Genomic DNA, 23,519 nt, shown 5'->3' on the forward strand with positions numbered 1-23,519 from the left:
CGTCAAGCGATGGTATGCGATATGGGATCCAAAGAAAGGATGGTTGGTCGGATATTCCAAGTTCATCGGCTACAAGGACATGACCGGCGAACGCTATTCGAGATATCTGCTCGAAGGCAATCCGGATCGCGAAGCACTCAGTGGTCGGCGAACCGAAGGCCAGCGCGAAATCCTGCGCCAGAACGCTACCGAGATTGACACTTCCGATCCCTTTTGGCCGGAATTATCCGACGCACTGCTAAAATTCCTCGTCAGCCAAGGACGAAGGGCGCCGCGACGGGACGCGACGATCAGGATACTGCGCGGATATGAGCGGCCGCTAAATGGCTGATCACAGCTGCACTAGCGGGATGCCCTCCGCCAGGTCGACATGATCGAAAACCCGCCCGGCTTTATCGTTCGCACTGAGGCAAGGAAAGCTGCCTTCGCCAACGGCTTTCGTATCGATTGCGGTGAGAAAGACGGCTGGGCGATTTTCGGTTCCACCACTGCGCAAGGGCAAGTTTACATTGCCAGCGAAGGCAGCATCGGGCCGTGGTATCTCGCTCTCGATCATTCAGGTGTGGTTGCAGAACTGGGATTGGCGTCGTCGGACACGGAAGGGCCAGGTCTGGCGCGTTATCGGTTCGAAGGCCTCTCGGCACTCTATGCCGCCCTCTCTGAAGCCTATCGCTTGGGGGACAGCCTACCAGACGCTCCGCTGGAGCAGTTTGAGACGGCGATCAAAGACCTTCCGGTTACCACCGATGTCGAGCGCCTCGTCATCCAACGCGTCGGACAGGACATTTTCCGAAGATCCCTGCTGAGATATTGGCGCGATCGGTGTCCGCTCACCGGGATCAGCGAACCCGCACTTCTGCGCGCCTCGCATATCGTCCCATGGGCGTTGTGTGACAGCGATGCCCAGCGACTAGACGTTCACAACGGGCTTCTTCTGTCCGCGTTGTGGGATGCCGCGTTCGATGCTGGGCTGGTCTCATTCAATGCTGAAGGTTTGGCGCTGTTCTCGCCTTCGATTGGTAAGGAGGCGCAACTTGCCTTGCGCGCTGAGGTGTCGTCTCCCTTGCTTGGTCTCACCTCGGGCCATTTCAAAAATCTCGCTTGGCATCGCGCCCGCCATGGCTTCGCGTGAGGGCAGCTTAGGCGGTGTTGGGGACGATCGTGGATACTCAAAAGCTTGCTGGCTATTCGCTCGAATCGGCCGCATGATGATGCTGGTGGGCCGCAGTTACAGGCATAATGTGGTGGTCCCGTCCGAGCGCTCGTGAAACATTTCGGCAGGGTTGATAGTGGTCGGACCAACTAAAACGCTTGGTGCATTTGAGCACGTAAGAACTTTTCAATGGGTTGATGGCGAATACACGATGACGCCTACGACGCCACCTCTGCCTACGGGCGAAGGGATTTATGCTTTTGTTGCGAAGGGTGACGTAAAATACATCGGCGCCGCCAAGAACCTCCGCAACCGTTTGTCGTCATATCTTCGGCGACAAAAGAAACCTACGAGCACGAGGCCGGTGCACGGGCTTCTACAAATGGAGCTGGGGGATGGTCCGGTTGAGGTTTTCGTCCGGGTCTTCAAAGAACGCACAACCTTTTACGAGGACCTACCGGTGGACCTGGTTCTCGGAGTTGAAGCCGGACTTATAGCTAAGCTGAATCCGCCTTGGAATAGGCGTGGTGTCGGCCGAGTTGTGGTTATGGAGATCCCCACCACCAGGGGGGCCAATGTTGCCTTCGCGAACGAGGTTGATTAGCACCGCTGTCGTCACCCTCTACATCGCTTCCATCACCCGCCCTGATGGCTCGCCGGCGCCGTCTGGGCGCTACAGGCAGCCGGCATGGCCGCCTGCCCTCTGATAACCATGCTGGCGCTGGTAGTGCTGGTGCTGCCGCCTAACGTTAGATGGCGCGACGCTAGCCGCGATTGAACGCTCACCTAAGCACCCACCAAACGATGGCCGCACACAGCAAAAACACGAGCGCGGCACACGCGATCAACATACCTCTTCGCGTTCGCCACCTTGGCGGCTCAGCCGGCACAAGCCTGAACTGCTGGGCATGCTCCGTTGCGAGTTTCAGTAGGGCTGCAGCGGTTTCCTTGGGGGTCCACACCCCTGCGCTTCTAGGCGGTCACCAGGGCTGCAAATGCGATTTCCAAGGCGACTTCACAGTTGACGTCCCGATCTGGGCTACCCTTTGGCAATATTGGTGGTTTGACGGCTTGGGACATGCAGACAAAGCGGCTCGCCAAAAATGGTTCCAGAAACCATGCGCGGTTTCGGCTCAGACCCTGTCGATTTGCCTTATTGCAAACGCTCGACCGCGAATGTTGGCGCGTCATCGCCCTTGCCGGCCTGGATAAATTCAACGACGGCAGAAAGAAGTCGCTCGGCCAGGATCCGCCAGCTCAGCCGTGCGGGTGTCAGTCTCGAGTTCGAGCAGTCAGAGCGGCCACGAACGCGCTGCTCCTAAATCGTGGGTGCGCCTAGCAAGCATTGCATTCGGCCGCGCAACAGGCGGATTCGACAACAACGACCAATGAAGGCATGATCTGTCGATGGTGTCGGGGGATACCTCATGCGTTTAAAACGAAATGCTAGGCGGTCTGCCTTTCGACAGCCGCAAAGGCTGCTGGTGCTTGTGACGGCGCTGGGGATCGCAGGCTATTTCGTCGCTGGCGGCGGGCCCGCGGTATCCTTGACGCCGTTGCTGGGTTCGATGCTCGGTGCGGATCCGATTGCCGGCATCGCATCTGTGATCGACGGCGACACGATCGAAATTCACGGCCAGCGGATCCGCTTCAATGGCATTGATGCGCCCGAGTCTTCCCAACAATGCAACGACGCGAGGGGCTTCCGATATCAATGCGGCGCGAAGGCAGCGGCGGCTCTTGACGGCTTTCTTTCGGAGTCCCGCCCGGTCCGCTGCGAGTTCGTCAGTTGGGATAGCTATGGCCGTTACGTCGGCAACTGCTCGCGTGGCGACGGGGTCAACATCGCCGGCTGGTTGGTCGAGAACGGCCATGCCCTCGATTGGCCGAAATATAGCAGCGGCGCCTATGCAGGTCAGCAGGCGCTCGCCAAGGCAGCTTCGCGAGGAATCTGGTCGGGATCGTTCCAGGTGCCGTGGGAGTGGCGCGCTGAGCACCCTGACAACGGTAAGTCGACGAGCGTGCCCGTCTTCGCAATGGGCAACGCCGGATGCAAGATCAAAGGCAACATTTCAGCCGACGGCGGGCGCATCTATCACTTGCCAGGACAGAAATTCTACGACGCGACCCGGATTTCGGAATCAAAAGGCGAACGGTGGTTTTGCTCAGAAGCAGATGCCCGTTCGGCGGGGTGGCGACGATCGAAGCGATAGGAATCTGGGGCAGGGGGCCGCTTTGCGTAAGTCCATATTCGTGTGGCGTGAAGGGGGACTATGAAGCAATCAGTGATTAGCCTGGTTACGACGCGATCCCGGCTAGCAACTAATCGTCCTGATCATCGGCGTTGCCCTCATCATCATCGTCCAGGCTATCGATCTTGTGCAGAATATTCGGGTCTCCTTCTCCATCTAGAAGCTTGATGAGACCGACGACTGTCTCTCGCAGCTCCTGTTGATTGCGAAGGAGAAGTCGCTCGCGTCCCAGCGCCTCGCCGATTTGTGATAGCACGTCGCGCAGACGTTGGGCGATTGGATCTCGGGCCGAAAGCAGTGCGTATGGCTCGATCTCACGATATCGAAAGAGACCAGCAGTTGCAGAAAGGGCATTTCTGAAACGTATCAGGAAGTTTCTTCTATTCAATCGCTCGCGCAACTCGCCTACGAGACGATCTGCGATCCGCCGGACGAGTTCGCCGATCAGCGAAGCTGGTGCCTCATTACGCCGCGACAGGATCATGGCAAGCGCGTTCAGCGTGTCAGAGTTGGGGGGCCGAGCGGCCAGAACGACAAGCGCGCGACCAATGCGTTCCGGGCCGGTCAGCGCCCGCCCTGCGCCTTGAGTGAGGACCGTTCTTGCATTCGCAGGGGCAAGCAGGGGGTGACCACTTCCGCGAAGGTCGGCTTCCAGTGCGTCAACAATGGCGTTCTGAACGTTCTCAGGACAGAGCGTGAACACCCAAGTGAGGCATCTCAGATAGTCATTGTTTCGCAGTCTCCTCCGAGGCTCACGGAGGGCGAGTTGGACCGATTGGCCCATATCATTGAGGCTCTGCATAAATGCCTCGGAGGCTACGTCCGATAGCTCCGATGGCAATTCCCCGTTTGTGCCGACGGGGCGTGTTCTCGCTCGAGTTTCCGGATCGCGCATCGACCTCGAGAGGAGCTTTGCCATCTGATCAGCACCGCCCGAAGGCCCGTCTCGAAGGCAATCCAGTATCCCTCTATAGCGCGCGTTGCCGGTCCAGAACTCCATGTTCGCGAGCTCGACGATTTGGTCGGGGATGATTGGCGGTGGAGATCTCAGCTTTGTTAGTATCTCCTCAGGACTCTCGTCGACCACGCTGATTTTCTCCCAATCGAGTAAGATTGGGCTGCGCTGCAGCGGCTCCCATTCAGGTGACGTCAGAGAAAGCCTTGCCCAGCTTTGCCCAGGCGTTTGCCTGAGTCGGAGCTCGACATTCACATCCTTGGTTGGCGGCACATCTTGCTGCGCCCGCCAGTGGCGAACCTCCGTTTCTCCCTTGACCACGTAGAAATCGATCTCTTTCTTCCCACGTCCCCAAATCAAGCCATCGTAGATCGGGGACACATATTCGCGGTTCGCGGGCAGCGTAGCCTGGGTGCCGACCAAGTCCTCAAAGTGAGGTAGTTCGCCTTTCAGGACCGCGAGGCCAATCGGTGTGAGCCGATCGAAATAGTGGGGAAGGCCTCGTTCGATGAGTTGAGCCGCCCTCAGAGATCCGCGGGCAATTGAAGACCATTGCAACCGTTGCAGATCGGGAATTTGATCGCTCAGAGACTCGGCCAGCACGCTCGCGTATGGCTCGGCCAGCGGGGTAGCAAGAAACGTAGCTACGACGTCTTTGCTGTCCAGCACATCATCGCAACGATACGGCTGGACCACGCCCAAAGGATCAAGGCGGGGCGCCAAGATCTCCATCCAAGTGCCGTTGTCGTTCCTGAGGATCTCCGTTTCACCTGCACCCGCCTGACCGAAGAGTAGCTTCGATGCCAGTTGGCTCTTTTCCCCACTGCCGATCTCAACCGACGGGTTTGCGATTGTCACCTCTTTCTGAGCGCGTCTTAGCATCGCCCCTAGGGCCAATTCCGGAACGACGATCCGCCCGTAGCCATCGCGTTCCGGCGCGAGATGGCCCGGATGATCTCGGTCCCCGCGAAGACGCAACGCCTGCATCTCGATGCCCGAACTCGAGTGGATCAGCAAACGGACGAGCCCGCCCTCGAGATCTCGAGATATCGAACCGACCTCGAGGGCATCAAGGAAAAGCGCTACGGGTCGCCAGAGCAGCCGGTGAGCGCGCCGGCCGTGGCCGAGCAGGTTCAGCAACCGAGCTTGGGATGCCTCCGCGAATGCGTCATGATCCGGCACCGTGATCGTGACGGAGTGCGCTTCTCGCGCTAGCGAGTCGACGATGGCCTTGAAAATATTGAGATCGCGCGCTTCCCCGGGAGTCTTGGCGAGATCGTCGCAGATTTCCGTTACTTCCACCCGCCGAGATGGATCGCCAAGCTTTCCCCAGCCGAGACCGCGGCCATGTGGCGATAGTTTGGCCTGGGGGCCACCGATCCAGACGCCCGACTCTTGGCGGACAACTACCCCGTGGATACCTCCATCCACCAGAATTGGACTCGTCGACCGCTCGTGAGGGTCATCTGGCTCCCAGTTGCGCGCCGCGAAATCGTGCCAGCCATTGATATCCATTCCCGAGAGCCGACGCATCAGCCGGCCTCTGCCTGGATCAAAGACGAGAGGAAATTTCTCACGGCTGCCACGCCCTCGCTGAGGGCATTGCCTTCGGTTCCAATGGTTGCGGTCAGGACACCGTTGCCTTCCATGATCTCGGCCTCCTTGCCCGCGGCGGCAGGGCGCAACACGATTCCCGCAGCGAGTTGGGACCTGCGGCCGAAGGGGAGCAGGTCGGAGACTTCAGAAATTTCGCCCTCCACCAAACCCCCTTCGATGTCCCAGATCGGCCAGATAGCCAAATTGGTTAGGAAGGCCTGTGCATCACCGACACGGCCGATACGAACCCAGATCGGAGCGGCAAAGTCTCTCAATCGCACATCCGGATTGGCCATCCGGTAACGGACCTCGACGACAATGCGGCTGCTTGGCAAATGGAAAACACCCAACGGGTTGTCGTGATCGGTCCATGTGCCGCGTCGCTGCTCATCAAGGAAACTGAGCGGGGCCGATGCGATCAGGCGCGCGCCCGGCACGCTGACCAGGGCGACCATCACCGCCAGCGTGCAGAATTCTTCCCACGATCGGGCCTGCCACTGCCAGAGTTCATCGAAGATCCGACCGTGTTTGAGGAGCTCTTCCCACCCCTCCCAGATCGCGTGATAGCGCGGGTTCTGCTGGAGCACGAAGTTGGGGGTCACCCCGGCTTCGGCCAGCCGCACGCCGCGATCGGCAAGATCGTGAGCGAGACGCTTACATCGCCGCTCGAAATCCTTGACCTTCCGTGCTCGATTGGAAAGCGCCTTGGTGCGGTTTCGGTCGAGATAGTTTCGCGCCACATGTCGGGCGAGCTCGGCATATGCGCGAAGCACCCGGTTCTCAAGCGTGTCGAAATTCTCCTCTCGTGTAACCGCCAAAAGGCGTTGCCTGTCGCCAGCGCGCTCGGCGAGCGTCTCGCCGGGTTGCCGCACCAGCCAGGTCATCGCGCGTCTGTCCAGCTCCTGGACACGCGAAATAGGAACCTGCTGGTTCGTGCGTCGAAGGATGCGCCGCGGCGCACGGTCCAGCTCATCGAGGGTCCGGGAGAGGACGGTCGCGTGATGGACTATCAAGTCCATTCGAGGCGGGACATCAGCATCTTCTTCCGTCCAGCGCTTTCGGAGTCCTTCCCAGAGGTTGGCAGGGTCGGCCAATGCGGTCTCGACATCGCGCAGTCGGTCCCAGACCGCTTCAGCGCGCAGCATCAGGCGACGGGCGGCTTCCTCCTCCGCAGTTTGCGGATCGTGGTTTCTTGAGGGTCTTTCCGGGGCAGAGTGCCAGGAGAGCATCGTAGTGCCCGTCGCGGTCGGGACCGTCGATCCGGACGAATGTCTCAGCGGAAGGGGCAGGACCAGAAGCGATCGACCATTGTCCACGGAGAACCCCGGAACAGGCTCCCCGAGTTTCGTGAGACTAGCCGGCCCAGCACGCGTTCCTTCAGGCACATATAACCAGAGTCCAGCGCGGTTTCCGTCCACGATAGCGGTCGAACCAGATGCAAGGGGTCGTCGGTGGCGCCGCTTCAGGTCCACCAGCCCCCAAGGTCGCATCCAAAGCTCGATTTCGCGCTTAACAGTCACTTGCATCAACTCTGGCGCGTGAGACCCCGCCATACGAATAAACCGGTTCCGGTCTGCTGCCTTTCAACGAGTTCGCTTATTCGGTCGGCAAAGATGCCGTCGCCGAGATCGTCGCGCAGGAGCTTAACCAGCCGGTCGAAGGGGTCCCGATGGCCTTCAATATCGAGGCCACGTAGCTTGGGGAGAATCCGGAATTCGATCTGGTCGGCCAAGGGCACGCGCACATCGAGACCAGCATTTCCATCAACCGGATAGTTGGCGCAGTAGGCAAGGATGGCATCCCGCAAGCGGTGGCCGAAAGGCCGACCGCAGCCCTCCATGATATCGGCAAGCCCTTTAATGGCCTGACCGGCAACGTTTCGGCGTGCGTCGTCGAGCCTATCCGATCCCTTGACCCATGTTCTCCAGCTCTTGAAGGATATCGCACCGTCGGGTCGCGCCACATTGCCAACTTCGTTCATTGTTGGAAAGTCTTTCGGCGCAGCGAACTGCATGACATTGCCGCGATCGAGCACCTTGTCCGACAGCGCCTGCGTGCTTTCATCATCGTTCATGGTTCCGGCGAAGAGGACGTTATGCGCGGAAAACAGCGACAGTGTCTTCTTCAGGCCGCGAATGTCGATCGGGATTAGGGCGTCCTTGCGCTTCTTGACATCTTCCGACTCTTGAAATCGGGGCCGAACTTCGAGGCGGCTGAGGAATTCGGAAAAGTAATACTCGACGCGAGCGAGGTTCATTTCGTCCAGGAGCACGAGTGCCATATGATCGCGGCGATCGTAGGGACTGGTGTTGATCTCGACGGTCCTGAATGGGTCCATATGGACTAGAAGACGGGCGAGATCGGTCGCGCGATACTTCTTTTCGATATAGTTGTAGAAGCCCAGCAGATCCTGGGGGCTGTCCCAACGCGGCTCGACCGCGATTTGCAGGAAATGCATTCCCATTGCCTCCGCATAGCGCCGCGGGAGCAGACTTTTTCCTGTGCCGGACACGCCCGCCAGCACCGTGAGCTGAGCATTGTCATTGATCTTTAGAGCTGTGTGAAAGGCCCTGACTGTGCGCCCGCTATATGACAGCCCATGCTTTTGTAGATAGGCCGCAACATCATGTAGAGCCGCGCCTTCTGTTCGGGCGGCATCCCGCAACGTTGCCGGTGTCTCGAGCAATGTCGGCAACTTGGTGAGATCGGCGAGAATGGCCTGTTCGTCCACCGCGGCCAGGTCAGCGCCGCCACTTTCTGACAGCAGGCGTTCTCGACGTGCCGCGAGCCTGTCTACCTCTTCCGCCAGTTCGTCGCGACGTTCGCGTTTCTGGGCCAGGTCGACGACGATCGCCTGAACCTCACCCTTTTTCAGCTCAACAGCATCACTTCGCTCTTCTAGGTCCTCCAGCTCCCGTTGCAAGTGGTTGCGGCGTGTTTCGACACGACCAAACTCGTCGGAAGCACGGGCCAGTTCGTCCCGCAGCCGATCCACCTGGTCCTTGATGGCAGACAGTTCCTCGACCTGATCTGTAAGGCGTTCGGCTTCGCCATTCAGCCGCTCCACCTCCACGTGGAGGGCCGCTCTGGTAGCCTCTAGGCTCCGCGCCTCTTCGAGCGCCCGCAACGCTGTATCGCGCTCGGCACGAAGCTCAGGTAATCTGGCTTCTATTTGCTGAAGTTCCTCTGTCAGGCGTTCCATCTCGCGCTTGCGCTCGACAATCCGGGCAGGGTCCAGATCGGCGGTCACACGATCAAGTTCGTCAGTCGCGGCTCCGAGCTTCTGCGAAACCTCAGCCAGTTCCGCCGCCGCAGCCGAAGCTTCGCGCTTGACCTCGTCGATCTCCGCTCGGGCGGATTCGAGGTTGGAGAGTTCTGCATTGGTGGCATCTCGCCGCTCTTCCAGGGCCGAGACCTCTGCGATCAAACGATCTTTCTCCTGAATTTTCTGTTCGACAATGCTCAGTTCTGCTCGTCGCTGGGCTAATAGCCCTTCCTCTTGTGCGCGTAGCTCGCGCACATGCTCGTAGCGAGTCGCATCGGGTAGCCGCGCACGCCGAATCTGAAACATGGTTGCGATACCGCTCATCAAGACGGCGAGCGCTGTGAGTGCCAAGAGTGACGGCAGAACGAGGGTGGCGGGATCAAAGGCTAACATCGTGTTTCCTCATTCCTTCGCTGCGCGCGGCGGCACGGAATTGTCCGTGGCGGCCGGACCGGGGTCGGTCGTAGGTGTCGCAATTTGTTCAGGGGAGGTGACTTTGACCTCCGCCAAATGGGCTTTTGCAGTTTCAATTTCGCTGTTCAGGCTTTCGAGGGTGTTTCTTGCTTCCAACGCCATCTTGTCGGCTTCAAGCCGCGCGATCTCGGCCTTTTTGGCCGCCGCCTCTGCGTCCATTGCAGTGTCTGCGATCTGTGCTCTCGTGCGAGCCAATTCGGCCTGTGCGCTAGCAAGCTGGCCATTCACCCCCACCAGATTGCCTTGCGCCTTCGCCAATTCCTTCTCTGCCGCCATCCGCGCCGCAGCTGCCTGATCCGCGGTCGCAGCATCTTGCGTGGCAGCGGCACTCTGCGACTGCAGTCGCTCTACCTCCACCTGAAGTCGAGTGAAGGCTACGGTTTGCTGAGCTACGTCGTCTCGGACCTTGTCGAGAGAGGCAAGCTGCGCATCCAATTGAACTTGTGCAGCCGCAGCATCGGCCTTCAGCTTCGCCAAGCGGTCATTGAGCGTAGCCTCATTCGAGCTACCTTCCGCCAATCGCGTCTCTGCGGCGGCGCGTCTCTGTTCGGCAGCCTTTGCCTTCTCTTCGGCCTCGGAGGTCCGCTGCCCTTGTTCGTCTGCAGCGGCCGAAGCATTTGCTAACATCTGCTGCGCTCCGCTTAAGGCAGCCTGTTTCTCAGCTAGGTCCTTTTTCACGGCTGCGAGTTCGCTCTCGGCCTTCTCGAGTTCATCTCTCGACTTTTCGAGGTTACCTTCAGCCGTAGCCCCGTGGGAGCGCGCCTTCTGGGCTTTTGCCTCGGCATCCGAACGCGACTGATCCTCCGCTGAAATCTCGTCCTTCACCTCTGCGAGGTTTGCTTCCAATTTTTTGAGCTCTTGAGCACTCTGCGTCAGATCGTCGGTAGATTTCTCGATCTGCGCATTCAGCTGGGTAACCATGCTCTTGGCTTTGCCCTCGGCAGCCTTTGCCGCGTCCTGGCCTCTTTCTGCCTCGGCAAGGTCGGATCGTGCCTTGTTCAATTCAGCCAAGGCCCTGTCGCGATCACCTTTTATCTTGTCAGCGTCCGAGGCACTCCTTTCGGCATCCTCTTTTGCGCGCTGAGCTTCTACTCTTTTGTCATCGAGGCTGCGAATAGCTTGCTCCAACTCACCTTTTCGCTCCTCCGTCGCCGATACAATCAGCGTCCGGCGCTGCAACTCAGTCTCGCGACTCTCTGCGACGCGCTGGGCACCCTGCACCATTGTGAAGACGACCAGATTCAATCCGATTACGGCCAGCCCCAGCATCGCCACGAGAGCGATCCATATCCGACCGCCGACTGGAGCGGCTTGGTCTCGGGCTGAGTCAGGCGCGCCTGAGTTCATGTTCAATCCGGTCAACGCATGCCTCCATATCATTCGCTAATTCGTGAACCCAGAAGCGGAGCACCTTCCAGCCGCGGGCACGAAGTTCGGCATCCCGTAGCCGGTCGCTCACCTTCCGGTTTCCGTCCGCATCCAAGTGCCAGCGCCTGCCGTCCACCTCGACATCGAGTTTGACCCCTTGAGGGTCGAGCGCGAAGTCGAGGTATCGTGAGCCAACCGGGTATTGTGGCATGGGCTGAAGCGCTCGCGCTCGCATCGCGGTGTCGAGTCTGCGCTCCCAGTCGCTGTCGAAGGGCGGGCGCGGGGGCGACCAAGAAGTGATTGCACGTTGTGCGAGGTATTCTATGTGCTTGATGTTGCAGGACCGAGCATGAGAGAGATCCCCCACTACAATGCAGAGCGCGCGAGCCCGGCTAATTGCCACGTTCAGTCTCCGGCGTTCCTTTTGCAAAAAGGTTCGAGCCGAGGAAGGGCAGCCGGGGGCAAGCACAAGCGAGAAAAGGATTACATCGGCCTCTCCGCCTTGAAACTTGTCCACTGTCGCAATCCTAAGCGACAGGCGCTCCCGTTGGCTCATCGTCAGGAGGCCCTGGACCTTGAATTCGATTTCCGCCACCTGCGCGTTGAATGGGGAAATCACTCCGACCGTGCCCGTGAACTCTAAGTCATTGGCCATTCGGCGAAGAACCGTGGCGATATGCTCCGCCTCGGCCTTGTTAATGGTTCCACCCTCATGTCTGCTGGCGGTGCCCGCAACATCTTCCCATACCAATCCGGGTTTGTAGCCAGACGGGGGGCGGAAGGCATCATCCTCTCGCCTACTTATGAGCTTGCCGCTGTAGAAATCGGAGTTCAGATAATCGACAATCTCCGGCGCTGAGCGAAACTGATCTCGCAGAAACAAACGCCGTGCGTTTGGCTGGCGCCCACAGAAATCGAACAGCGAATTAATGCTTTGCGCAATCGACGCCCGTCCCTGTTGCGGAATGCGTTCCGCGTCCATAAGAGCGTGCTCGGTGGCGATGCCCAACGCTGGGACGAAACGCAGTTGCATCGGGTCGCCAACGACGACAGCCTTGCGCGCCCGCGCCAAGAGAGGCAGGGCTGAAGCAATATCACACTGGCTCGATTCATCGAAGATCACGTAATCAAACAGGCCAGGAATGAGCGGCACGCGAGAGGGGACTGATAGGCTGCTGATGGCCCAAACCGGGCGATGCTCAAGCACTGCGCGTGCGTCTTCCGGCATCATTCTTCGCGCGCTTTTGATGTTGCCAAATTGGATTTCCTTGGCGCGCTCAGATATCCGCAACCACTCTGCCTCTCCTGCCTGCGTCTTCACGGCCGCCCATCTTGGCAGGAACGAGCGGATTTCAACGGCACCTACGGCCGGGTCGAAGTCTCCTTTGCTGTCGTCAATCGGTCGCGAGTCAAGTTTTTGAAGTCTGCGCCGCACCTCGGCTATTCGCGCATTTAGTTCAGCAAGTGGAACAAGATCGGGCAGCGGAATAGTAAGATCGACTGAGCGGCCCAGTAACCGATGCAGGGACAGCAATGCGCGTTTCACCCATGAAATGCGAGGTCGTCTTGCCGACCCGTCGGGAAGGTGGCGGCAGATCAGCTCATGCCGATCGGCAAGCTCAGATAGCGCTAGGTGAAGGGCCGTTCGATCGCGCATCCGCCGACGGTCAGCCGCCGCCGATTGCGCGGAATTGAGTAGGGCGAGCCGTGCAGCCTCGATGCCATCGACATCAGCCGGCTTCCTCGCTTCGCCACCAGCGATATCGAAAAGCGCATTAAGGAAATTTGTATTCCGATCGCCGTCAGCATCGCGACCTCGAACCAACAGGGGAACCGCGGGGACGATCTCCTTCAAACGTCGCTCAATCTCGTCCAACGCTTGGTGATTCTTCGCCGCAAACAGCACGCTCCGACCGGCCATCACAATCGAAACAATGAGGGAAAGTATGACTTGGCTCTTGCCGGTGCCGGGCGGGCCTTGGATTACCGTCAAAGGCCCTTGCAGCGCCGCCTCCGCTGCCTCCAACTGACTGTCAGTCAAGTTGGTCGGCGAGAGGACAGCCACCTCTGAGGTCTCGGGGCTCTTGGCATCCCGCGCGAACAACTCCGCCAGCGCAGTGCCGGAACGCATTTCAGTTGACCAGGCTCGAAGAGCTTCAAGATCGTCAGCTGCTCCTTTGGTGAATGTCCCATCCTCGATCAGGAACAAGGCCGCCGCATTTCGCAGACCGGTGCCGTGGACGGCCAGCTCCGGCGCGAGATCAGCTGGACGTAGCTGCGCGCCGCCCAACGTTGCTAGAGCGTGCCTCATCCGGCTACCCACGGCGGCGAGGTCGCTTTCATCTCCCTCGGGAAAAAGGGTGTCGAGCAGCGCGCTTTCGCTCCACCTGGAGTTGCGCCGCACCTCCCTCAACCACGCTGGGTTTACGGTCGGCTGTGCGGCCTCCAAATTCAGCACCAGATCTGACCCTTCGATTCGCCAGTCAGCTGGCAGGAGCAGACCAGGTATACAGGCGGGGCCTTCGGCGATCGAAAAGATGGAAACAGGCCATCCCACCGCAGCCGTCCGAACTGTCCGGCGAGCAAGTGCCTCCCGGAAGCTTTCCGGCAACAACTCCATTGCCACGCGGACCTCGGCGTCCTCCCACCAATGGCCCGAACTGCGAAGAAGTTGCCAGCTCACGGCATGACGGTCAGGGAATTCCACTATCTGGCCACGAGGATCCTGCCGTTGTGTCGCAGCGTAGTAGCCAAGGAGCGTCGCCCAATCTGGCAAAGACGCGACTGTAGGCGACTCGGCAATTCCCGAAGGAGGAGGGGGATCTACTGCTCTGCAGGCGGCAGGAACCGAGTAAAGAATTGTTGCGCCAGCGTTGTTGGCGCTGGGGTTGGGCCCCGTCGTTGGTGCAGCAATCGCGGACTGTGAGACCGCCATCCATCGCCCGTTCCGCGCCCGCACGATTTCTCTGCGCTCGGCCAGAGAGAGCAATCCGGCAAGCATCTCGGACGCACCGATGCGTAGCCCGGACGACCTCAACCGCCAGACAAGCTGATCGTCGGTGGCGCCTCGCGGGTAAAGCGCGAGTAGCCGCCTAATTGTGTGGTCAAGCAATGAAACCCCTTCGAAGTCGTTGGTCGTCTGGCGCTTTCGACATCGACCCCCGTCTCCACAGTATCACTTGATGGTCATCGCCGACAACTTGTTTGCGGTCAATTCAGCGACGTTGCGTAAAGATGTGGCTGGCGTCGTAATAGTATTCAGTTCGGCCAAACTCATTTCATGCTCCAACTCGCCAAGCCGAGAAGCGATGTCGTCCATAAGCCTGTCGAAATCGTCAGAGAGTTCGTCAAGTCGCTGGACGCACCAGGCGCCGACACCGCTTGCTTGAAGAGCGTCGATGGCTTCGGCAGTCAAACTCTTGCCGACCCTGGGAGGCGATCTCCGGACGTTTCTGAGCGTATCGTCTCCGTGAGATCCTTGCGATCCAACGTTGCCGCCAGTTCGGTGACACCGGCTCGCATATCCTCAACCATCTCTCTCACTAGACGGCGCCGCTCTTGCCGTCGCTTCCGGATCGACGGCTGCCGCGTCGAGTTTGGCATACACTATCGCGAGGAGTTCGCAGTCGATCAGCGCCCTATGCGTGTTGCGTTGCCTGCGGTCGATTTCGAAACGATCGCACAGCGCGTCGAGCGAGCAACTGCCGACAAACTTCGAACGCGCCATTTCGAGCGTGCAGCGAAAGCGATCCGCTGGAATCTGGGCCAATCCAGCGCGCTCAAGCTCGCCATTGAGCATTCGTCGGTCGAAGCCAAAGCAGTTGTGGGCAATCAGCGTCGCCCCGCCGACAAATTCCAAGAAGCCTGGCACCACCGCGGCGAAGGGCGGCTGACCGACCAGTTCTGATGAACTGATGCCGTGTTTCCTTTCTGCCGCCCAATGGCTCTTTCGACCTTCGGGGTTTACGAGCGTCTGATAGGCGCGACCCGTAGGCTCCCGGTTGATCAGCTCGATGGCGCCGATCTCGATAATCCGGTCTTCGCCGGATGTTCCCGTTGTCTCAAGATCGAAGATGATGTCGCGAAGGCCGCGATCAATAGCGGACCCCGATGCAGCATAGAAAACGTTCACGGCCGGCGGCATCGGGGTGATCTGCGGTTCATCAACTACCGGCTTAGACAGCACAAAGGCCGACGAATCCGAGGGAACGCTTGGCTGCGGCTGAAGTTGGGAGTTCGACCAGTGCACAGTATTGAACCAGTTCCAGAATCGCATTCAGGTCGCCTTCGAGCCGCCAAGCGAATCGATGACGTCGAGGGCGGCGTCTTTGGTCCTCACGTCCCGGACATGGGTCGAAATTGAACGACCTGTTTCCTCGTTTTTCGCTGTCAGATAGATCGCCCAAGTCTCAAGCCCGTCTCCGAAGTCCTCATGGCGCACTTGGTAGCTCAAAGTGTTCATCTGCGAGTGTTCCCTAGGCTTAGTTTTTGGGTTGGCTTCCAAGAGCGTCCCCCGGTTCAGCTGTTTCATCGCGGCCAATTTGTTGCGGGCGGTTGTGCCTTTGTCGGCGTAAACAGGGGTCTAATTCTCAACAACCGGATAGAATGGTCGTCCCCAATCCTCGGTTGAGTTGTCCATCATGATGTCGATCATGATCGGGATGAGAAACCCAAGGATGTCGGCGCCGTCACGAAGTTGGTTGCGGTTGGTGCTCGAGTTCCAAGTTGCGCCGCCGTGAACGAGCTGGTTGCGGAGCACATAGAGGCGGTCGAATAGCATTGACAGGATACTGGCGGTATCGCGGGTCATCAGCGCGCCGTGGAAGGCGCGCCTTGCGGCATTGAATCGTTGCTCCCAGTCGTCGTAACCGTCGATCCCGTTCTGGCGGGACCAAAACGGACCAAAGACGAAGCGATTCTCAAGAAACAGCCGGATGGGTCCGGGAAAGCGAGTCCAGACCGTGTCATAGATGCGGCGGTCCTTGTCGAGGTCGCGGAGCATTCCGAAGAACCATGCGAATGCCTCACGTTCACCTCGCACGTCGCGCTCGTCTGCATAGGCGGCGTTAAATGCGATCCAGAGGAACAGGAACGCCGCAGCGGGATCGTTGGCTTCGGCTTCAGCCCGTCCGATCCAACTGATCGACCGGTGGACGCGAAGGCCGAAATGCTCGGGGAAACCCGCCCGGAGTTGACGCTGCTTTCCCTTGAGCGTCTCGAATTTAAGGCGGGCTGTTGCGGTGTCCTTCATCGACTCATTCCGTCCGTTCGTCCCATTCTGTAGGCATGTCGGGAAGTGCGCAGAGCGTGTTCAAGAGACGAATTTGCTCGACGGTCGAGCACGCCGTCTGCAGGAGTCGAGGCGAAAAGAATACCAGGCTCAGTGCCTTGCCGCGGCTCACGGCGACATTGAGCCGCTCGCGGGAAAAGAGGAACTCAATGCCGCGGGATGTTTCTTCCGCGGAAGAGGCAGTCATTGAGACAATGGCAATTGGCGCTTCCTGCCCCTGAAACTTGTCGACGGTTCCTACCCTGATGTCAGGCAAAGCTTCGGCTAGGGCGTTCACCTGCGCGTTGTAAGGGGCGACAACGATGATGTCGTCCTTCCGCAACGGGCGCACCAAACCGTCACTGTTGGTCCATTTTCCGGCAAGCAGGAGGTCAATCTTCTCACGGATTGCACTGACCTCTTCAGGACATTCCTGTGCGCGTCCTTGGTGGATCACCGGAATCCGCCACGCGCCGGCATTGGGCAGGCCCGGTGAATGGATTGCTTGCCGCGACGTCGTTTCGTGTGGATGCAGCCGGCCTTCGTAGAACTGCGATGAAATGAAGCTGCAGACTTTGGGATGCATGCGACGAGTGACAGGAAGAAAAATCCCCCGGTCCGGCGCAACGTTCTGCCCTTCGCCGAGAACCCAGTCGAGGCAAGAGAGATTTGCCGGATCAGGGTGCGCTCCCTGGATTACCTGAGGGAGTTGGCGTGGGTCGCCTACAAGGACAAGATTCCTCGCCGCATTCGACATTCCGACCGCATTTGCGAGAGAAACCTGCCCAGCCTCATCGAGGAAGAGGTATTCGAACGCGCCCTCAAGTTGGTCCCTCGAAAACAGCCAGGCTGTCCCGCCGACTACCTGTGCTGTTTCAAGTGCAGGATCGTCGTTGTTCCGCACACTGGCGATGGCCTCGTAGCCGATCGGTGCCTCGCCGGTGTCGGATCCAATCTTGTGGGCGAGCTGGACCTGCGCAAGTGTCAGGCCGACGTCGGCGTCATCGCGCAGCGCATCTACGCAGGCCATCAGGACGTTGCGGATGGCTTCGTGGCTATTGGATGAAACGGCGACGCGATGGCCGTCCTTGACGAGGGCCAGGATGGCACGCGCGGCGACATACGTTTTGCCTGTGCCGGGCGGGCCTTGGACTGGCAGGACAGTCGCATCCATCGCCCGAATGGCTGCAATAGTTCCTCGGAGGGGATCTGCCGCCTCCAGGGGAAGCGGTGATGCAACTTTGAAGCGCGGCGGATTGCGTGAGAGGAGGTCCTCGGCTGCCGTGTTCGCGCGGTCTCTACACTGGTCCTCGATAACTTTGCGAACAGCGGAGGGAATGGGTTTGGCGTCTCGTGCGAAGGTTGGAATAAGATCAAGACGGTCCGGGAGCGCCTCGCCGGAGCTCGGCCCCATTTTCAGCGTTACCCTGCGAGCACCCCGGTCAAGCGATGTGATGTCGACCTGTCCGAAACCGACTTCGAGAGCAAACTGCGAGGATTTGCCTGCCCTTAGCTTCGTCTCCTGTGGCGGATATCGGTAATCTCGCTCATTCGACCTCTTCACCGGCCGTTGCGGCCCGTCAGCGACGAGACCGCCAAGGCATTCCATATCATCGCAGAGCTCTTCGAAATCCTTCGCAGCGGCGTCGAATACAGCCCACGCAGCAGGTTTGCGCTCGCGCCAGTGGAAAACGCCGAGGTCATACAAGAGCCGCCGACGGTCCTCGGGTAGGCTGGATTCGCGCAGCAACTCGGCGAGATCGTCGACCTCGGCTTCGGCCTCTACAGACTTCTCGGTGAAGCCTTCGCCGAGTTCCAGCCAGCGCCCGTCCGGCCGGATTTCGAGCAGCCAATCGCGCAGCCGTTCCGTCGAGACGCAGTCAATGCGATTGTAGTCCTCGATCTCTTCCAAGATGGCGGCGTCACGGCTTTCACGCCACTTCTCGTAAGCGACCACGGATCCCCCTGCAGTCGTCACCTCGCCTGTGCGGGAAAGATCGTAGAAAGCCTCCATATCCTTGATTGAATAGGATGGTTCGGATGCGTAGACGCCTCCCCGAACAACGGCATAGAGGTCGATGAAACGGCGCTCCCTCAGCCACCGGTCGAGTTGCGCTTCGCCGACGCCATGCCGAGTGGCGAGCTTGCGAAGCGCGCTGATTTCATATGATGCGTAGTGGTAGATATGAGCTTGCGGGTTCTGCGCTATGCTCTGCTCGAAGAGGTCAAAAAGGCCAACAATCGCCTCCTTCTCCTCCGCAAAATCATGAGCCCAGAATGCTTTGAAAGCCTTCCCATCCCAGACGCCGTGTAGGTATTCGAGGCCTTCGGTGTTAGTTTCAGCATAGAACGGGTCACCTTCGATGTCGTAGTAGAGATCGCCCGGATGGGGCCGGGGCATCAGGTCGAAGCCCTTGCCGGGAAGGGGAGGCCGCAGAGCATAGGTCGGTTCGGCACTCTTCCGCTCTTGCTGCAGCGCTGCCTGAGTCCTAAGCTTTTCGAGTGTCGCCTCGGCCATCTTCGGCACGCGGCCACATTGTTGGGCGAGATTGGCCATCGTTGTGATGCCGGTTGCCTCAAGCTTTTCCACCTGGGCTCTTGTCATGCCTGCAACGCGGAAAAGGCTGTCCCCTTGCTCCCACTCTCCAGCGCAATGTTCGCGCCAGCGACAGAGATTACAAGTTGCGCAAGGCACAGGTCGGGTTTTCGTTGGTTCGACAACGAAAGACTCGAGCCTCTCTCGCGCTGCGCGAGCATACGCAGCATATTCCGCGAGACGGAAACTGAAACGCGTGCCGTCACCAAGCTCCACGTGGGCTCGTTCTGGACTACGGCCCTGGGTGGTTGCCAGCAGGTCGGAATAAAGCACGAGTTGTAAGACATGAGCCGGGGCAGGTTTGCGCTTCAGCTTGGTGTCTGTAACTTCGTAGGAAAATCCTCCGAGTTTCGAGGGCAAATCAACCCGCTCGAGGAAATCGGAGTATCCGCCCCACATGCCTCCTTCTAGTGCTCCCTGGAAAACAATGTCCGGGCCATTTCGAAGAGCGTCGAGGGTCGCTTCGACAGCATCATCGAAGGCGATCCCATCCTTTTCAACTTTGGTGACGCGCTTTCCGCTCGTCTCGAGCCGCACGAGATGGGCCGCTTCGTGCGCGTCGCCATATCTTTGAAGTAGGGCCGCGTCTTCGCTGTCATCCGCCGGCTGCGGCCCCTCGCCTGCGAGATGTGCAAGGTCTAGGCGTGCAGCGTGCGAGCAGGCCGTGAACCGCATCAAATCTGAGGCCGATAGGCGAAGCCCATTCCCGTCGCGTTTCATTACGCGGCATCCAACAAAGATTCCTGTCCTACAATTGCTAGGCCCCGGCCTCCGAGATCTCGGAAGGCTCTCTGTCGGCACGAAAATACGATGATCTGCAGATCTTGGGCCTGCCGCGTCAAGGCGTCGAAGATGCGCTCGATGCGGTCGTCGTCAGTGTAAACGATCGCGTCGTCGAGGATCACTGGTGCGGGGTTGCCTGACTTCGCCAGCATTCGAGCAAAGGCCAGCCGCACGAGAAGCGCTATTTGCTCCTTAGTGCCGCCCGACAGGATGTCAAAGTCTTCCTCCGTCCCGGCTCGAACCAGAGCCGTCGGCAGGACTTTCTCGGCGTCGAAGCGAAGCTCGGCCTCGGGCCAGAGCAGTTGGATGAGTGGCGTGAGTTCCCTCAGGACCGGCTCAACGTAGCGGTCACGTGCAGCTGTTCGAGCGGATTCAAGCGCCTCGTCCACCGTCTGCAGGACCGAGACCTCGAACATGATCTCATTAAGTCTCCTCCTCGCTGCTTTTAGTCGGATTTCAACGTCGGCAAGCTCTTCCTCGACGGCCTCCGCAGCATGCATGTCGATCGCCGTATCCAACTTTCCGAGATCAACGCGAATGCGTTGGCGGTCCTGTTCGACGCGTGTGATGACCGATTGTGCACGTTGTAGCCCAGCCTTCGCTGCTTCGAGATTAGGCGCCACAGCCAAGATCGCCTGGCGCTGTCGAATCGCTTCGGCCAACGCGGTCCGATGCCCGACAAGCTCGTTTGTGAGGCTCGTCTTTTCGGCCTCGGCATCTTCGAAGCTGCAGAGCGCGGAGCGTGCCCTGGAGACCCTCTCCGCTGCGCTTTCCGCAGCTGCGGCAACGCGGGCGGCTGCAGTCTGCGCAATTTCGAACGCAGAACGGGCTTTCTCAAGTGTGTCGGTTGCGTCTGTAAGAGCCTGTTTCGCTGCTACTTCGGCCTCCTGAGCTTCCTTTGCGCTCGGAAGTTCGGGTTCCGCTTCGACGGGTTCAGGCAGGCGCGCGATACTTTCCCGCAAAGCTTCGATCCCATTCGGCGCCGCTCCATTGAACTCGTGTTCAGCATTCCGGCGTCGCGCTTCGGCCTCAAGCCGGAGATGCGCGGCCGCGCGCGCGGTCTCCATGTTCTCGTAGCCAGACGCTTCAAGTGCGTCGGCAAGCGCCTTCTCGGCTACCGCAAGCGTATCGGCGGCGGACTGTGCACCGGGATGGACAGTTAGGCATCCAATGCCGTCAATCTCGAGCGTGGCGCCATCGGGTATTGCCACACGATTTCCATCGGGCAACGGCTGACCGTCGAGCGCGACACCGTCTGTTCGTCCGACGGCATACCTCATCGTGAGTGCGACGGCCTCGATCTCGCGTGCCTTTCGTAGAACCCGGACCTCTCCAGCCCGGTCCTCCAATTGACGCAGCACCTTGTCCGTGAGGCCAACCTTGGCGTCCGCTACGGCTTTCTCAAGCTCCGTCCGCAAGCCTTCAGCCTGGGTCAGTCGAAGCGCAAGCTCCGCTCGCCGCTCGGCTGTCGCGACGCCTGTCTGGGCACGTAGTGCCCTTCGAAAGATATCAGAGGCAGTTTCTGCCAATGAGAACGCCTTGTCGAAACTCCTTCTCGCCTCGGCTAACGCAGCCTCAGCCTCACGATGCCCCTTGTCCCTGATGGCGGCGTCAGCGATGGCCAACTCAAAGGCGGCTCTGGCAGCCCTTTCTTCGGTAAGCGCGGTCCCGATTGTCGCAAGCCTCTCCAGGGCTCGTTCCATCTCAAGGCGTTTCGATCTTTCTGTTTCAATCGCACGCTCAAGCGCTTCTGCATGACGGGATGCCTCGTCATGGACGGCCTGCGCCTCTGCGAGCCGCGCCATCCTTGCCGAATCCTGCTCTCCGTCTTCGAGACTAGCGAGCTCGCGCCTTAGATTACGCCGGCGATCAAGTTCCGCGCATAGAGAGGCCGCCTTGCCGACGAGCCCTTCGCGCTGCAGATCGAGCGCCAAGACCTCGTCTTCCGCGAGCTTTTGTGGACCGCCAACTCTCGCTTTCCCGCTGCTGGTCACGTAGCGGTCGAGTTCCCGCCGACAACGGTCCCGCGTCGCGTCCATGCGGCGCCCGCCGGTCATTGCTTCGACCTCGCCGGTGACTGAAGAGAGCAAGTCGCGCCGTGCTGAGTGGGCGGATTCGCCTTCGTCGAGACTCGTCAAGCCCTGCCGCACCCAGAGGAGGCCGGCCGGCCCCCCGTCCCTAGGCGATTTGAGCACCTCGGCGAGCCATGTCTCGGCATCGTCCGCCTGCTTGATCAGGTGCGCGTCGCGAAAGACCTTGGCCTCGCCCTTGCGCGTCTTGCTCCAACGCTTTTCCACTTTGAAGCGGCTGTTGCCGATTTCAATTTCGACCGCCACTTGAGGATCGCCACCGGCATGCGGCGCAAGACTCGCAACTTCTTTGTCCCACGACCTGTAGCCTTTGAAAAAGAGCGCGTGGAGCGCATCAACAATGGTCGACTTGCCGCTCTCATTCGGGGCCGAGAGGACGTTCAGTCCGGTGCCGATACCTGTGATCTCAACGGTGTCGGTGAACCGTCGGACATTATCGAGACGTATCGCGACGAGCTTCATTGGGCCTCTCCCTGCACATAGTTGTAAAGGCGCCTAAGTGCCGCCGCGGCGATCGCCCGATCCGTGGGATTCGTTGCCGCGTCCTCAGACCTCTGATGGAGACCTTCGGCCGCCAGCCGCAGCGCGCCGCTCAACGCAATTCCATCGAGGTCCTCCAGGCTGCATTCGGTGGCGAGATCTGCATCGTCGAATTCGAAATGCCAGAACTCGGGCGTTGCGAGCTCTGCGGCACGCGCGAGAGCCATGCGCGCTGGCAGCCTCAGCCAACCAGTGGCTCGAATTCTGAGAAGCATGTCGCGTCTCGCCCTGCCTTCGGCCGGCAGCAGCATCTCCAGCGCAGCCACTGCATCCTGTGCAGGTGTGAGAGCAAGTGGTGCTTCCCGCCAGTCGAACTGGCCGGTCTGAATGGCGTTGACCTGGGGCACTGAGCCCGGACCCATCAGGGTGACAGCGAGACAAGAGCCGGGCCCGCCGTGCTTGAATCGATCGCGCTCGGGCGTGCCAGAGTAGAAAGTGCGATCGCCGAACTGCTTCAGTCCGTGCCAATCACCAAGCGCAAGATAGTCGAGTCGAGCAGACTTGGCGCGATCGGGCGGTATGATCTCGGCCCCGCCGTCCTCGGACCCAAATGAAAGAACCCCGCCATGTGCCAGCCCAATCCGGAAGTGGTCCTCAGGAGTAGCGCAAAGGGGCATCCACTCTGTCAGATCGCGGCCGGGAAAGCGGCGAGGCACAGGAGCGGGCAGGAGAACCACGCGCGGCGCTATTTCGACTGGTTCCGGCGCACTAAGAAGATGGACGTTTGTCGGCGCATGGGTGCGCACGCGACCCCAGAGAGCCTCAGCGGCCAGGCTGTCGTGATTCCCGGGAAGAATCCACCATTGAATGCCTTGTGCGAAGCTCATCGCAGCCAGGGCGTGACGCCAAACGGCGTCAGAAGGCGTTTCCGTGTCAAAAACGTCTCCTGCAAGCAGCACGTGGCTTGCACCGTGATCTTGTGCGGAAGCGGCTAGACGTCCGATCACCGCGTGCCGAGCCTCTACCAGGCGACCGCGCGCGTCTTCCGGAAAGTTGCCGAACCTGCGACCGAGGTGCAGATCGGAGGAATGAATGAAACGAAACATGCGAAGATCACCTGAGCCAGATTGAGCCGGAGCCAAAAGAGCGATCCGAATTCACATGAGATATCACGCGAGGGTGTCAGAAGCTGTCATGGAGGGGGATGGTCCGAACGTTGACGAACGTTGAAGGGGATT

The 23,519-nt window shown here is 59.7% G+C and carries 16 protein-coding genes; 4 read left to right on the top strand and 12 right to left on the bottom strand.

The window, feature by feature from the left end; translation table 11 throughout:
* The first annotated feature begins 43 nt into the window (after positions 1-43).
* From AC0L3D_RS18025 to AC0L3D_RS18040, 4 genes are all read left to right on the top strand, one after another.
* A complete protein-coding gene (locus AC0L3D_RS18025) occupies positions 44-331 on the top strand; it encodes a hypothetical protein (RefSeq protein ID WP_473645272.1) in 288 nt (95 codons plus the stop codon).
* Between the two features lie 39 nt (positions 332-370).
* Positions 371-1,132 (top strand): HNH endonuclease, encoded by a 762-nt coding sequence (locus AC0L3D_RS18030; RefSeq protein ID WP_473645274.1) that lies wholly within the window; start codon positions 371-373, stop codon positions 1,130-1,132.
* Positions 1,133-1,364: 232 nt separating this feature from the next.
* Positions 1,365-1,757, top strand: coding sequence for a GIY-YIG nuclease family protein (locus AC0L3D_RS18035; protein WP_473645275.1), 393 nt, complete (start codon positions 1,365-1,367; stop codon positions 1,755-1,757).
* A gap of 880 nt (positions 1,758-2,637) precedes the next feature.
* Positions 2,638-3,366, top strand: a complete 729-nt coding sequence (locus AC0L3D_RS18040) for a thermonuclease family protein (protein WP_473645277.1) — start codon at positions 2,638-2,640, stop codon at positions 3,364-3,366.
* Positions 3,367-3,475: 109 nt separating this feature from the next.
* Here AC0L3D_RS18040 and AC0L3D_RS18045 read toward each other — a convergent pair whose 3' ends face one another.
* From AC0L3D_RS18045 to AC0L3D_RS18100, 12 genes are all read right to left on the bottom strand, one after another.
* Positions 3,476-5,875 (bottom strand): hypothetical protein, encoded by a 2,400-nt coding sequence (locus tag AC0L3D_RS18045; protein WP_473645279.1) that lies wholly within the window; start codon positions 5,873-5,875, stop codon positions 3,476-3,478.
* Positions 5,876-5,892: 17 nt separating this feature from the next.
* Complete coding sequence (locus tag AC0L3D_RS18050; protein ID WP_473645281.1) at positions 5,893-7,101, bottom strand: DUF2357 domain-containing protein; 1,209 nt, start codon at positions 7,099-7,101, stop codon at positions 5,893-5,895.
* A 380-nt stretch (positions 7,102-7,481) separates the two neighbouring features.
* A complete protein-coding gene (locus AC0L3D_RS18055; protein WP_473645283.1) occupies positions 7,482-9,614 on the bottom strand; it encodes an McrB family protein in 2,133 nt (710 codons plus the stop codon).
* Between the two features lie 9 nt (positions 9,615-9,623).
* On the bottom strand, positions 9,624-10,970 hold the full coding sequence (locus tag AC0L3D_RS18060; protein WP_473645285.1) for a coiled-coil domain-containing protein: 1,347 nt from the start codon (positions 10,968-10,970) through the stop codon (positions 9,624-9,626).
* Between the two features lie 52 nt (positions 10,971-11,022).
* Complete coding sequence (locus tag AC0L3D_RS18065) at positions 11,023-13,770, bottom strand: AAA domain-containing protein (RefSeq protein ID WP_473645287.1); 2,748 nt, start codon at positions 13,768-13,770, stop codon at positions 11,023-11,025.
* A 468-nt stretch (positions 13,771-14,238) separates the two neighbouring features.
* Positions 14,239-14,478: a hypothetical protein gene (locus AC0L3D_RS18070; protein WP_473645288.1), complete on the bottom strand. Its 240-nt coding sequence runs from the start codon at positions 14,476-14,478 to the stop codon at positions 14,239-14,241.
* Between the two features lie 111 nt (positions 14,479-14,589).
* On the bottom strand, positions 14,590-15,339 hold the full coding sequence (locus AC0L3D_RS18075; RefSeq protein WP_473645290.1) for an exonuclease domain-containing protein: 750 nt from the start codon (positions 15,337-15,339) through the stop codon (positions 14,590-14,592).
* Entirely contained in the window at positions 15,340-15,525 is a 186-nt protein-coding gene (locus AC0L3D_RS18080; protein WP_473645292.1) for a hypothetical protein, read from the bottom strand. It abuts the gene before it with no gap.
* Positions 15,526-15,645: 120 nt separating this feature from the next.
* Positions 15,646-16,314 (bottom strand): hypothetical protein, encoded by a 669-nt coding sequence (locus AC0L3D_RS18085; RefSeq protein ID WP_473645294.1) that lies wholly within the window; start codon positions 16,312-16,314, stop codon positions 15,646-15,648.
* Positions 16,315-16,318: 4 nt separating this feature from the next.
* Positions 16,319-19,648: a TM0106 family RecB-like putative nuclease gene (locus tag AC0L3D_RS18090; protein ID WP_473645295.1), complete on the bottom strand. Its 3,330-nt coding sequence runs from the start codon at positions 19,646-19,648 to the stop codon at positions 16,319-16,321.
* Positions 19,648-22,263: an AAA family ATPase gene (locus AC0L3D_RS18095; RefSeq protein WP_473645297.1), complete on the bottom strand. Its 2,616-nt coding sequence runs from the start codon at positions 22,261-22,263 to the stop codon at positions 19,648-19,650. Before AC0L3D_RS18095 ends, AC0L3D_RS18090 begins: the two co-directional genes overlap by 1 nt.
* Complete coding sequence (locus tag AC0L3D_RS18100) at positions 22,260-23,423, bottom strand: metallophosphoesterase family protein (RefSeq protein WP_473645298.1); 1,164 nt, start codon at positions 23,421-23,423, stop codon at positions 22,260-22,262. Before AC0L3D_RS18100 ends, AC0L3D_RS18095 begins: the two co-directional genes overlap by 4 nt.
* Between the last annotated feature and the right edge of the window lie 96 nt (positions 23,424-23,519).

The organism is Mesorhizobium sp. WSM4837 (assembly GCF_055811435.1).